The following is a 12,015-nucleotide window of genomic DNA, read 5'->3' as shown; positions in this document are numbered from 1 at the left end:
GCCATAAAAAAAGTCCTTCGCATGCGAAGGACTTTTTTCTGATCGTTGTGCTAAAATTATTTAGCAGCAGCAGTGTCAGCAGCAGCAGTGTCAGCAGCAGCAGAATCAGCTGGAGCAGCAGCAGCAGCAGAATCAACAGCAACAGTGTCAGCAGAAGCTTCTGCTTTCTTCTCACCACAAGATGCTAAAGTTACCATTGCAGCAACGAAAGCTAGAGCGAATACTTTTTTCATTTCTTATTTTGTTTAAGGTTTGAGCTACAAATCTACGGCATTATTTTATAAGTACAAATAAATGCAAATAAATTTTTAAGATTTTTTTAAGGAATGGTCTCGTTTTTTTCAAAATAGGCCCCTATGAGCTTTAATCGGCTTAGGAATTCTTAAGAATTGCGACCTTAGAAAAGGTCTAAATTAGATAAGTCCTATTTTAATAGGTCCTTGAAGCGATCGTAAAAGCCGCTTGATTTGAAGGTAAAGGTCTTGTGCAAGATGTAATTCGACACAAAACTATAGCCCATTCCGTGAAGGGTCGTCGCTATCTGGGTGATATTTAACTTTTTCACCGAATAAGGAATGGCAAAAAAGATATCCGGGTGATGCGCGTGAATGAAATCGTAAGGAATGGTACTGAACAGCCAAGTAATGATGCCTGAAAAGCTGGCAACCAAGACATACTTGAACATCTCGCGTCTGGTTTGCTGGCTTTGGCGCGCATTGAAGGCAAATAATTTCGTTAGGAAAAAACCTACCACTAAGGCGATGAAATAAGCAGGAAGAATGGAATCCTCGTAGGAAACGCGGAACCAATCCTTAATTAATCCACCAGCGAGTAATTGAACACAAGCCCCTAATCCAGCCACTACGAAGTAGGCGAATAAGTCTTTCTGATTAAAGAGGGGGGCTTTCTTGTCGCTCAAAGGCCTGAATTAAAAGAGGTTTTTAACGATGCTTGGATATACGCCTAATAACAAGGTACCTAGCGTACAAGCCCACATCGCAAACTTCACTAAACCAGGTAACTCGATACGCTCGATATCTCCTTCTTTAAAGTAGATCGCAATGATTCCTTTGAAATAATAATAAACCCCTACTGCAGACATCACAATCGCTAAGATCACAGGATAGTATACGTGGCGATTAAAGATGTCAGAGAAGACGAAGAATTTACCCCAAAAACCTGCCGTCAACGGAATCCCCGCTAAAGACAATAAGGCGATGGTAAAGCAGAAGGCTAAACCTGGATTTTGTTTGGCTAAACCTTCAAACGAACTGAAGTTCTCTGGTTTCTCGGTGCGCCCTGTTTGGTATTCCGCGACTAACATTACCACACCGAAGGCCACGATGGTCGCTAAGGTATAGGATAATGAATAATACAAGATGGTAGATGGCGTACTCGCTTGATTCGCGCTCACCGTTAACAACATATACCCCGCGTGTGAAATACTCGAATAAGCTAACATACGCTTCGCTGATTGTTGGTACACCGCTGTGATGTTTCCGACTAAAAGCGTCAACATGCTGATGTAGTATATAGGGTATACCCACGTTCCGTACATGGTGCCAAACGGCCCCGAAAGTAATTGGTACAAGGCCGCAAAACTGGCTGCTTTTACTACCGTCGACATAAACATCGTAAAGATAGTAGGCGCTCCTTCGTACACATCTGGAGTCCAGAAGTGGAATGGTGCTGCTGAAATCTTAAATAAGAAACCGACTAAAATCAATAATACCCCAATTGATAAAAACACTGGGGTTGATTCTGGTGGTGTATTCGCGATGGCTTGAGCGATATTAACCAGGTAGAATGAGCGCGTTGCACCGTATACTAAGGTAATTCCGAACAGTAAAATACCTGTTGCGAAAGAACCCATTAAGAAGTATTTCAAGGCCGCCTCGTTCGAACGCAAATTACGCTTGTCTGAACCTGTTAACACATACATCGCAACGGAAAGGATTTCTAAACCCACAAAGAACATAATCAAGTGGTCGAATGAAACCATTAAAATAGCTCCCACAACCGAGAACAATAGAATCGCGTAGTATTCTGCTGGATGCGTGTGCTCTTCGTCGATGCCAAAGCCTTTGGAAAAACTAACCACCATAAAGGCTGCTAATTGAATGATTAAGCTGAAGCTGATGGAAGTATTCGTGGTGTGGAACATATGTCCATACCATAACATTTCGTGGTTCCAATCCATAGCCGTCAAAGCCATACTGCCCGCTAAGAACAAAAGCGTTGCCGCTTGGATGGTTTTTCTCGAAAGCCAAAAGCCCAAAAATAAATTTAAAATACCTAGAAGTGATAATGCAATGATAGCCGTCATAATGCTTTTTAATACTATTTTATTTGAACCATTGGATTAATTGCTGAACCGCTGGCTCACTAAAACCTAAAACTGTCGATGGGAAAATTCCGCCTAGAATAACCAAGGCGCTCAACGGAATTAACACCGCTTTCTCTGCAAACGTTAAGTCTGCAAAATCAGCCGTGATGCGTGACACATTTCCGAACATCGATTTCTGAATCAAACGCAACGTATACACCGCACCTAAGATGATGGTGATCCCAGCGATGATGCCTAGGGTCAAGTTTTGGTCAAATACACTCTTTAATAACAAGAATTCCCCGATGAAACCATTCGTTAATGGTAACGCCACCGAACCTAAACTCAAGATCACAAAAGTGACCGTCAAAGGATACGAGAATTGCGTGATACCGCCTAACTGAGCGATTTCTCTGGATTTTGTTCTGCGCTCAATAATCTCAATCACGAAGAATAAACCGATGATGTTGATACCGTGCGATAACATTTGGTACAAGGCGCCTTGAATACCTTCAATGCTTCCCGATAAAATACCGGCAGACATCAAGCCCACGTGCGCAAAGGAAGAATAGGCTAATAAGCGTTTCGCGTCTTTTTGTTGGATAGCGATAATCGAACCGTAAATCACGCCGATTACTGATAAGATGGATGCCGTTAAGCCCCATGTCGCTACTCCTAATGGGAACATTGGTAAGACCAAACGAATTACTCCGTACGTACCCATCTTCAACATGATACCCGATAATAACATTGTTCCTTGTGCAGGAGCCACGGTATAGGTATCCGGTTGCCACGTGTGGAACGGGAAAACAGGCATCTTGATGGCAAATGCCAAGAAGAAGGCCGCAAATAAATACCCTTGTTGGTCAGCGCTTAAGCCTTTTGCTGTTTGATACAATACCTCCATATCCGCTGAGTGAAACTCGCCAGGTGTTTGTAAATACACATATACTAAAGCGATTAAGAAGAATAAAGACCCAAACAAGGTATATACAAAGAACTTAAACGTAATCGCATTCTTGTTCTCGCCGCCATAAATCGCTGCTAAGAAATAGATCGGTAATAACGACGCTTCGAAGAAGAAGTAAAACAAGAACGCATCTTTCGCTAAGAACGCTCCCATTAAAGCCGTTTGCATCGCTAACATCAAACCCTGGAATTGGGAGTTGTTTGCACGATCCGTATTCGCTGTTGTTGCTACGATGAACGGAACTAACAAGGCACAAAGTCCGATTAAAACGCCGCTGATTCCATCCACATACAGGGAAAAGGATAAACCCGCTTCCGCTACCCAAGGAGCAGAAAAGGAAACAGGGTTAAGGCTAGCTTCTTGTAGAACAAAGGCGGTGGCCGCTAATTCAATAATGGAGGCCGCTAGAGAAATAGCGAACGCGTTCTTTGGCTTGAAGATCAACAAAGCTGACCCAATCAAAAGCGGAAATAAAAGTATAAATAGTAGATACATAGCTATGTTGCGATCGGATTATGGAAGGATCGTACTTTTTAAACTAACAAATAAGATGACAACGATGGCCGCGACCATGCAGAATAGGTAGATGCCTACGTTTCCTGTTTGGGCTCTGCGGAACTCGCTCGAAGCGTATTTTACAAAACGTCCTAAGCCCTCCACAAACAAGTCGATCACTAAGAAGTCGATCACTTGGAAGAAGAAGTTCGATAAGAAAGCGATAGGCTTAACAAACAGCATATCGTATAATTCGTCGATGTAGAATTTGTGGTAGATGACCTTTTGGATACCTGAAATCTCCGTGTCTTCTGATGGTACTGATTTCTGCATCCCAAAAACGTAGATCGCTAAGAAGGCTGGCAAGAAGGCTGCTAATAATGGGGCACCACCTTCTAAACTCAAGAAGTTGACTTCTCCCGCTTCTCCAGCTTCTGGCAATAAGGGCGCTAACCAATGCGCTAAGAATTCATTTCCTCCCGCGAAGTGAGGTAAGTTGATTAAACCGCCACCCACAGAAAATACCGCTAAAATAATCAACGGTAAGGTCATCGTGATAGGCGATTCATGTAAATGATGCGCTTGTTTTTCCGTTCCTCTGAACTCTCCGTAGAAAGTCAAAATGAATACACGGAACATATAGAAAGAGGTCAAAGCAGCCCCCACAATCGCTAAACCCCACATCACTGGATCGTGGTGGTATAGGCTCGCTAAGATTTCATCTTTCGAGAAGAAACCCGCGAAAGGAGGAATACCCGCAATCGCAATCGTTCCTAACATAAACGTAATGAACGTGATAGGCATCTTCGATTTCAATCCACCCATACGGCGAATATCTTGTTCGTCTGACATCGCGTGAATCACAGAACCAGCGCCTAAGAAAAGAAGGGCCTTAAAGAACGCGTGTGTCATCACGTGGAAGAACGACGCCGTATACGCTGAAGCGCCTAAGCCCATAAACATGTAGCCTAACTGGGATACCGTAGAATAAGCAAGGACTTTTTTGATATCGTTTTGGAAAAGACCAATCGCAGCGCCTAATAAGGCCGTTGCTAAACCAATCCAACCCACAAAATGCAATACTTCTGGGCTTAATTCAAACAAGGCATTCGCACGAATCACCATGTAAATACCCGCCGTCACCATCGTCGCCGCGTGAATCAAAGCCGAAACTGGCGTAGGACCCGCCATCGCATCTGGAAGCCAAGTAAACAAAGGAATTTGTGCTGATTTACCCATCGCACCGATGAATAAACAGAAAGCGATGATGCTTAAATCTGTCGTATAATCGCCACTTTGGATGGCAGTGAAAATCGTCTGGTAATCGGTTGTTCCGAAATCCTGGATCAATAAAAAGATCCCTACTAAGAACCCTAAATCACCAATACGGTTCATAATAAAGGCCTTACGCGCTGCATCTCCGTAAGAATTCTTCTGGTTCCAAAACCCGATCAGTAGATAAGAGCATAAACCTACGCCCTCCCAACCGATGAACAAGACTGTGAAGTTGGCCCCTAAAACGAGGATTAACATAAAGAACACGAACAGGTTCAAGAAGGCAAAAAACTTACCAAAACCCGCATCGTGGGACATATACCCAATCGAATACACGTGAATCAAGGTGCCCACTCCCGTGATGACGAGGAGCATTAAGATCGATAATTGATCGATTTGGAAGGCAAAAGGAATCTCGAGAGAACCTACCTTAATCCAATCCGCGATGGGAAGAATTTGTGCCTGACCGTCAAAATTCAAGAATAACTGAAGTGATAAAGCGAAGGCAACCAAGGGAGGAATGGTTCCAATGATTCCCGCGATTTGCTTCGGTAATTTCGGGTACGCTAACCCATTAATAGCAAAGCCTACTAAGGGTAATAGTGGAATGAGGAATAGTAAAGACATATTAATTGGGCGGAATTTGCGCTTAATTAGTTTTTCAATTTGTTAAGAACACCGATATCGATGCTTTGGATATTTCGGTAAATCATCACGATAATCGCTAAACCAACAGCCACTTCTGCTGCGGCCACGGCCATAATGAAGAAAACGAAAATTTGACCGGCTGGGTCAGAATAGTAGGAAGAAAAGGCAGCTAACAATAAGTTAACGGCATTTAACATTAATTCGATCGCCATAAATACGATGATCGCATTTCTACGTGTTAATACGCCCAAAATACCAATGCAAAACAAAGCTGAGCTCAGCATAATGTAATGGGTTAATGGAATCGTACGGATAATTTCTGGTATTGATTGCATAGTCTTAAATAATAACAAAGGCTTCAGGCAAAAGCCTGTCCAAAAAATGCATTTATGCGAGGCAAAAATACGAAAATATCTGATAGCCTCGACATCAAAAATGCCTTAACGCTGAAAACCTTGCAATTTTATTTCGGTCAGTTTGCGCTTGGTGTCCATCGGGAAATCACCCTTCATCATCCAGTCGTAATAAGACGGATCAGACTTCAATACATCGAGTACAGGTCTACCGATGTGTTTGCCAAAATTAAAGCAAGCCACTCGCTCTTTATTGTAGGCCATTCGGTTTGCGTAGTCAATTGAATTCGAGGCACTTAGTTCGTGCAACTTATCCATGTCGTTTTGGATCGGGAATACTTCTTTTCCCTCCGCATCCTTGATGGCCTTGTTCGCATAGTGTTTCACCTGCGCGTTCAGTACTTCTAAAGTCGCTAACACATCCGCCTCAGCTCCGTGTGCTCCGATTAATTCTTTGCCACAGTAAAATTGGTAGGCAGCGGTTAAATTACGCGGCTCCATTAAATGGAAAATGCGTTGCGCATCCACTAATTTTCTGTTTTTCATATCGAAATCTACCTCAGCACGTAGCATTTCCTCTACCAGCATAGGCACATCGAAACGATTGGAGTTAAAGCCAGCGAGGTCACAGCCGTCTAAAAAAGTAGATAGGGAGCGAGCCACCATTCGAAAAGTTGGTTCGTCTTTCACATCTTCATCGTAGATCCCGTGTACTAAAGAAGCTTCTAAAGGAATCGGAATACCTGGATTCACGCGGCGCGTTTTAACCTCCACGGTTCCGTCTAGATTCGCTTTGGCAATGGAAATTTCCACAATGCGATCGCGGTTAATCTGTATCCCCGTCGTCTCTAAATCGAAAAATGCGAGAGGTCTCTTTAGCTGTAATTGATGTTCCATAGGATATTTTAAAATGGGCTAAAGCAAAGGTAAGTTATTATTACCTTTGTTACATGAATTTTAGCCCGAAAGCACTTTTTTTTGACTGGGATCACACGCTGTGGGATCACGACTTAAATGCCAAAGAAGTTTTACTTGATTTAGCCGTTGAATACGAGCTGGCCATTGAGCCCTTAAGCTACTGGGCGACCTTTGAAAAAATCAATAATGGTTTGTGGGACCAATACGCAGCAGGCGAAATCTCGCAGGCGGAACTAAGGGAAACGCGCTTTGTGCGTTTTTTTCAAGAACTGCGTGTTGAAGGTCCTGCGGGAGAATTCGGAGATAAATACCTCGAACGTGCACCGCGAAAGACGAATTTGATGCCTGGCGCCTTTGAAGTCATACAAGATTTAGCAGCCCATTTTCCCTTATATATTTTGACGAATGGCTTCGATGACATTCAATACGTGAAGATTGAAGGCGCGGGGATGCGCTCCTTTTTTCAGGAGATTATCACATCGCAGCAAGTTGGCACGAAGAAACCGAATCCGTTATTTTATGAATATGCTTTAGAACGCGCAGGTATTCAGCCTGGAGAGGCGTTAATGATCGGCGATCACATTGAGGCTGATGTCAGGGGAGCGTTGAACGCGGGAATTCCAGCGATTCATTATAATCCGTTTTCGATAGAAACGGATTTACCTCACGAAATCCAGCATTTAGACGAATTGAGGAGTTTACTCAAAAATCGATAATTGATTATCGCTCGATTTACGGTCAAAAATCTTCTTGTCTCGAATGAATTTCTTGTTCTCTTCTAAGAACAAGATGAACTTTTCGATCTGGTCGTATTGGAAACTGAAATCGATATTTTTTACATCGTAAGATTCCACATACACCTGTTTGAAGTCCGTAATAACGTAGTCTAGGCGCTCAATACCGTATTTCTGTAGACCTAATAAATACAGGTTTTGGTGGTTAGTCAAAAAGCGATTCGGCTCGTAATAGGCCGTACTTTTTAAGTCAAAAGCCACCGAATCACCTACGCCATCAATGTAGCCGTAGATTTGCGCGTTCTTATAGCGCGATTCTACGTAAAACTGGGTTTTGTATTTGGCGGGTAATAATTCGCGCGCTTGATCGATGATTCCCTCCGCAAATGCTTCTTCGTTTTCACCCAAAGTCACCGCTCGCTCAAAATCAATCCCTTTTTGCTGTGCATTCGTCGTAGGTTTACGCACGCGGTTGATGCGATCGATTAGTTCGATTTCATCCACGATGATTTTGCCATTTCCATCCCGGGATTGGCTCACATAGAGGTTAAAGGAATTTAAAAGCGTGGGATATAAGCGGTAAATCATGCTGCAATTTATTGAATTTGGAGGCGAGTCACAATTTCGTCTTCGATTAAATGCGATTTTGTGATCTCTGCTACATCTGCTACTTGCACATTGCCGTAGAATACGCCTTCTGGATACACGACCATCGTAGGTCCTTTGCCACAGAAATCAAGGCATCCTGATTTCTGGACGCGGATTTTAGCCGTTCCACCTTGGGCTGCATAGCTCGCGCGGAAAGCGTCTACTAATTCCATTCCGTGGCCTGAACCGCAACATTTTTTAGGGGCATCTTTGTCGTTAGCGCAGATAAATACGTGTTTTTCGAAGTGCATATAATTAGCAATTAAGAATTAAAACGATGGGGCAATGGTCGGAATGTTTGACATCCGGTAGGATAGAGGCGTGTTGGATTTTTTCTGCCAAAGCCTCAGATACCATCTGGTAATCAATTCGCCAGCCCAAGTTTTTGCCACGAGCTCCCGCGCGGTAGGACCACCAGCTGTAGTGGTGAGGTTCTGTGTTAATAGCTCTAAAGGAGTCCACAAATCCGCGGCTCACGAATCCGTCCATCCATTCGCGTTCTTCCGGCAAGAAACCAGAGCTGTTCGCGTTGCCTTTCGGGTTATGAATGTCAATCGCTTTGTGGCAAATATTGTAATCGCCGGCAATGACTAAATTCGGAAATTCAATCTTGAGGGCGTTAATGTAGTTTTGAAAATCGCCTAACCAGTTCATTTTGAAGGCTTGTCTTTCATCGCCGCTGGAGCCGGAGGGCATGTAGACGCTCATCACCGAAAATCCGTCGTAATCAGCACGCAAAACGCGACCTTCGGAGTCGTACTTATCGATACCGCAACCCACTGACACGTTATTTGGCCTAATTTTACTAAAAATCGCTACACCAGAATAGCCTTTTTTCTGAGCCGAATGCCAATAAACCTCATAGCCCAAAGCGAAAATTTCGCTCAAGTCCACTTGTTCTACTTCCGCCTTCAATTCTTGAATACAGACGATATCTGGATTTTCTTCTTGAAGCCAAGAAACGAAACCTTTTGTTATCGCGGCACGAATGCCGTTCACGTTATAGCTAATTATTTTCATTCGGGAATACCTCGGTTTTGAAATAATGAATGATGTGTGCTTTTAATAGGATTTCTTGCTCTTTCAGCGGCAGTGAAGGAATTCCTTGGACATTTTCCCAATGCGGCCAACCTTCCTCATCCAAGCCCTCTAAACGGTAAAAATCGCTATAGCTCAGCACCTTACAAGTGGCGATGTGGAGGAGATCTTGCTTTTGTTCTTTCGTAAAGTGTGCGTGACCCTGACCTAATTCTTGGACACCGATCAATAACAAGATCGGTTCCATTTCAGTGGGGCGTTTGCCAAACGAGTTTTCGAAAAAATCGAGAATCATCTCCCAATCTTCTATCACTATTGCTGGCTCGAATTCCATACAGATTGCTGATTAAATAAGGTGCAAATTAGCCACAAAAAATGATTAATTGCCGTAGATGTCGTAATTTTGAAAACCAATAACCAAAAAATCAGTTTATAAAATGCATTCAATTGCACAAAAGCGTACATTCTCCACTCATACCCCTCTTAAACGGACCTTTAAAAAAATGAAATCCTTCTCTATCCCCTCTTTGTTCAAGAGTAATTTGATTGGTCGGATTAAAGAGGCTCGTCGAGTACAAGATAAATTAAAAAAAGATTTCACGCCTACACACTTGGATTTCGGTCCGGTGGAGGTGTTGCTTTCTCGACATTTTGGTTTCTGCTACGGAGTAGAAAATGCGGTGGAAACAGCCTATCAGATTATCGATGAAAATCCGGATAAACGTATTTTCTTATTGTCAGAAATGATTCATAACCCTGCTGTGAATGCGGATTTGGCTGATCGCGGAGTGCGTTTTATTCAAGATACGCATGGGAATCAATTAGTAGAGTGGTCGGAGTTAAGCTCGAATGATGTGGTGATTGTACCTGCATTTGGAACGACTTTAGAGACCCAAGCCATCTTACAATCCCGCGGAATTGACCCCTATGCCTACGATACGACTTGCCCTTTTGTGGAGAAGGTATGGAATCGGGCGGACGCAATAGGTAAAAAAGACTATACCGTGATTGTGCACGGGAAACCGAGTCATGAGGAGACGAAGGCTACTTTCTCGCATTCACAATCTGTGACACCCACCTTGATTATCAAGGATATCAAGCAGGCGATTGCTCTAGCGGCCTATATCAAGGAAGAAAAATCAGCAGAGGAGTTTTTTGCAGAGTTTGATGGACAATATTCTGAGGGTTTTAATCCGGTGAAAGATTTAAAACGCATTGGTGTGGTCAATCAAACGACGATGTTAGCGACGGACACACAGGAAATCGTGGATTATTTACGTCAAATCATTCGTCTGCATTTTCAATTAGCCCCTGAAAATATCAAAGATTATTTCGCAGATACACGTGATACGCTTTGTTACGCCACAAATGATAACCAGAGTGCTACCTATGGCTTATTAGCTGAAGAGGCTGATTTTGCCATTGTTGCCGGTGGTTATAATTCCTCGAATACGGCGCACTTGGTGGATCTATGTGTGGAGAAATTGCCCACTTATTTTATCAAGAACGCGGAGAAATTGATTTCTGGGGACCAGGTTCTGCATTTTGATAATAGGGCCAAAGAGGAGCGGCTGACCACTTTCTTCATTCCTACGAAAGAGAAAACACGCATTTTGTTGACCTGTGGAGCTTCTTGCCCAGATGCGGTGATGGAAGAAATCTTACGTAAACTCGTATCCTTTTTCCCAGGAGCCAAGGACGTAGACGAAGTGGTTAATACGAATCTACAATCTTCTTAACGGCAGGCAAATAACCCTCTCCGAATAGATTGACGTGCACTAAAAGTGGGTATAGATTATACAAAGGTATGCGTTCATGGAATCCTTTTTCAATCGGAAAATTCGCATGGTATGCCTCATAAAACGACTCGTCAAATCCTCCAAACATGGTCGTAAAGGCTAATTCTGCTTCCCTGAAACCATAATAGCAGGCCGGATCCACGAGCGTAATTAATCCTTGCGGATTTGTCATGGCATTTCCAGACCAAAGGTCCCCGTGAATTAAAGCAGATTTTTCGTTTGGTAGGAGGGAAGGCAATTTTTCGAATAGGGTTTCAAATTTAGCCTCTAATTCAGCATCGATTTTACGATCATAGATCGCTCTCGCTAATTGGTTGCGCAAGCGATGTTCGATGAAAAAGGCGATACCATCCTGATTCCACGTATTGATTTGCGGAGCAGCTCCGATGAAGTTCGTGTAATCGAGTCCGTGCCCGCTTTCAGACGTATTTTTATGCAATAAAGCTAGCTTCTCCCCAAAATCCACCCAGTAATTAGCGGCCTTTTCTCCCGATGGAATACATTCCATCATCAAGTATTCTTTTTCCTCCATCGTTCCCGTGCCCATAACGCTGGGCACTGAAATAGAAGAAGTTTTTCCGATTAAATCTAGGTTTTTCGCCTCCGCATCAAACAAACCTTGGTGATCTCCTTGGTTCCATTTGATGAAGTATTCGTCCGCATTTTTCAATTGTACACGCACCGCCAAGTTGAAATTTCCCCCGTAGAAAAATTCTAAGTCCTTCACCTCGGTATTTTCACCTACATGATGCTGGATAATTTTATCAATAAACTGGTATTGTGCTTGCGTTTCAGTGGACATAGGACAAAA

Annotated in this window: 14 protein-coding genes; 2 read left to right on the top strand and 12 right to left on the bottom strand. The window is 43.1% G+C overall.

What is annotated here, in order from left to right; all coding sequences use genetic code 11:
• Positions 1–56: 56 nt before the first annotated feature.
• The 7 genes from EWU21_RS11235 to EWU21_RS03145 all read right to left on the bottom strand — a co-directional run bounded on the left by EWU21_RS11235 (position 57) and on the right by EWU21_RS03145 (position 6,964).
• Complete coding sequence (locus tag EWU21_RS11235; protein WP_161566409.1) at positions 57–233, bottom strand: hypothetical protein; 177 nt, start codon at positions 231–233, stop codon at positions 57–59.
• A 191-nt stretch (positions 234–424) separates the two neighbouring features.
• Positions 425–919 carry a GtrA family protein gene (locus EWU21_RS03170; protein ID WP_130895360.1) on the bottom strand — a complete coding sequence of 165 codons (495 nt, stop codon included), beginning with the start codon at positions 917–919 and terminating at the stop codon, positions 425–427.
• 9 nt (positions 920–928) lie between these two features.
• A complete protein-coding gene (locus EWU21_RS03165; RefSeq protein ID WP_130895359.1) occupies positions 929–2,326 on the bottom strand; it encodes an NADH-quinone oxidoreductase subunit N in 1,398 nt (465 codons plus the stop codon).
• Between the two features lie 19 nt (positions 2,327–2,345).
• A complete protein-coding gene (locus EWU21_RS03160; protein WP_130895358.1) occupies positions 2,346–3,791 on the bottom strand; it encodes a complex I subunit 4 family protein in 1,446 nt (481 codons plus the stop codon).
• Positions 3,792–3,809: 18 nt separating this feature from the next.
• Complete coding sequence (gene nuoL / locus EWU21_RS03155) at positions 3,810–5,693, bottom strand: NADH-quinone oxidoreductase subunit L (protein ID WP_394364230.1); 1,884 nt, start codon at positions 5,691–5,693, stop codon at positions 3,810–3,812.
• Between the two features lie 26 nt (positions 5,694–5,719).
• Positions 5,720–6,049, bottom strand: coding sequence for an NADH-quinone oxidoreductase subunit NuoK (gene nuoK, locus EWU21_RS03150; RefSeq protein ID WP_130895356.1), 330 nt, complete (start codon positions 6,047–6,049; stop codon positions 5,720–5,722).
• 105 nt (positions 6,050–6,154) lie between these two features.
• On the bottom strand, positions 6,155–6,964 hold the full coding sequence (locus tag EWU21_RS03145) for a 3'-5' exonuclease (protein WP_130895355.1): 810 nt from the start codon (positions 6,962–6,964) through the stop codon (positions 6,155–6,157).
• A 53-nt stretch (positions 6,965–7,017) separates the two neighbouring features.
• On the opposite strand from EWU21_RS03145, the gene EWU21_RS03140 reads away from it, so the two are divergent.
• On the top strand, positions 7,018–7,701 hold the full coding sequence (locus EWU21_RS03140; RefSeq protein WP_130895354.1) for a YjjG family noncanonical pyrimidine nucleotidase: 684 nt from the start codon (positions 7,018–7,020) through the stop codon (positions 7,699–7,701).
• On the opposite strand, the gene EWU21_RS03135 is transcribed toward EWU21_RS03140, so the two are convergent.
• From EWU21_RS03135 to EWU21_RS03120, 4 genes are read right to left on the bottom strand one after another with little or no spacing between them, the layout of a single operon-like run.
• Complete coding sequence (locus EWU21_RS03135) at positions 7,684–8,307, bottom strand: hypothetical protein (protein ID WP_130895353.1); 624 nt, start codon at positions 8,305–8,307, stop codon at positions 7,684–7,686. The two genes, EWU21_RS03140 and EWU21_RS03135, sit on opposite strands and share 18 nt — an antisense overlap.
• An 8-nt stretch (positions 8,308–8,315) precedes the next feature.
• Entirely contained in the window at positions 8,316–8,618 is a 303-nt protein-coding gene (locus EWU21_RS03130) for a (2Fe-2S) ferredoxin domain-containing protein (RefSeq protein ID WP_130895352.1), read from the bottom strand.
• A 4-nt stretch (positions 8,619–8,622) separates the two neighbouring features.
• Entirely contained in the window at positions 8,623–9,387 is a 765-nt protein-coding gene (locus EWU21_RS03125) for an exodeoxyribonuclease III (RefSeq protein WP_130895351.1), read from the bottom strand.
• Complete coding sequence (locus EWU21_RS03120; protein ID WP_130895350.1) at positions 9,374–9,739, bottom strand: hypothetical protein; 366 nt, start codon at positions 9,737–9,739, stop codon at positions 9,374–9,376. Before EWU21_RS03120 ends, EWU21_RS03125 begins: the two co-directional genes overlap by 14 nt.
• Positions 9,740–9,842: 103 nt before the next feature.
• Here EWU21_RS03120 and EWU21_RS03115 point away from each other — a divergent pair, with 103 nt between their 5' ends.
• On the top strand, positions 9,843–11,144 hold the full coding sequence (locus EWU21_RS03115; protein ID WP_130895349.1) for a 4-hydroxy-3-methylbut-2-enyl diphosphate reductase: 1,302 nt from the start codon (positions 9,843–9,845) through the stop codon (positions 11,142–11,144).
• Here EWU21_RS03115 and EWU21_RS03110 read toward each other — a convergent pair.
• Positions 11,119–12,006 carry a fructosamine kinase family protein gene (locus EWU21_RS03110; protein ID WP_130895348.1) on the bottom strand — a complete coding sequence of 296 codons (888 nt, stop codon included), beginning with the start codon at positions 12,004–12,006 and terminating at the stop codon, positions 11,119–11,121. The genes EWU21_RS03115 and EWU21_RS03110 overlap by 26 nt on opposite strands.
• Between the last annotated feature and the right edge of the window lie 9 nt (positions 12,007–12,015).

The sequence above is a fragment of the Aquirufa antheringensis genome (genome assembly GCF_004307425.1).
Taxonomy (GTDB): domain Bacteria; phylum Bacteroidota; class Bacteroidia; order Cytophagales; family Spirosomataceae; genus Aquirufa; species Aquirufa antheringensis.
Note: the sequence above shows the minus strand (reverse complement) of the source record. Positions and strands in the feature narration are given on the sequence as shown.

Coding starts and splice junctions, on each gene's coding strand:
- EWU21_RS11235 (WP_161566409.1), bottom strand. CDS start 233: ATGAAAAAAGTATTCGCTCTAGCTTTCGTTGCTGCAATGGTAACTTTA.
- EWU21_RS03165 (WP_130895359.1), bottom strand. CDS start 2,326: ATGACGGCTATCATTGCATTATCACTTCTAGGTATTTTAAATTTATTT.
- EWU21_RS03160 (WP_130895358.1), bottom strand. CDS start 3,791: ATGTATCTACTATTTATACTTTTATTTCCGCTTTTGATTGGGTCAGCT.
- nuoL (WP_394364230.1), bottom strand. CDS start 5,693: ATGTCTTTACTATTCCTCATTCCACTATTACCCTTAGTAGGCTTTGCT.
- nuoK (WP_130895356.1), bottom strand. CDS start 6,049: ATGCAATCAATACCAGAAATTATCCGTACGATTCCATTAACCCATTAC.
- EWU21_RS03145 (WP_130895355.1), bottom strand. CDS start 6,964: ATGGAACATCAATTACAGCTAAAGAGACCTCTCGCATTTTTCGATTTA.
- EWU21_RS03140 (WP_130895354.1), top strand. CDS start 7,018: ATGAATTTTAGCCCGAAAGCACTTTTTTTTGACTGGGATCACACGCTG.
- EWU21_RS03135 (WP_130895353.1), bottom strand. CDS start 8,307: ATGATTTACCGCTTATATCCCACGCTTTTAAATTCCTTTAACCTCTAT.
- EWU21_RS03130 (WP_130895352.1), bottom strand. CDS start 8,618: ATGCACTTCGAAAAACACGTATTTATCTGCGCTAACGACAAAGATGCC.
- EWU21_RS03125 (WP_130895351.1), bottom strand. CDS start 9,387: ATGAAAATAATTAGCTATAACGTGAACGGCATTCGTGCCGCGATAACA.
- EWU21_RS03120 (WP_130895350.1), bottom strand. CDS start 9,739: ATGGAATTCGAGCCAGCAATAGTGATAGAAGATTGGGAGATGATTCTC.
- EWU21_RS03115 (WP_130895349.1), top strand. CDS start 9,843: ATGCATTCAATTGCACAAAAGCGTACATTCTCCACTCATACCCCTCTT.
- EWU21_RS03110 (WP_130895348.1), bottom strand. CDS start 12,006: ATGTCCACTGAAACGCAAGCACAATACCAGTTTATTGATAAAATTATC.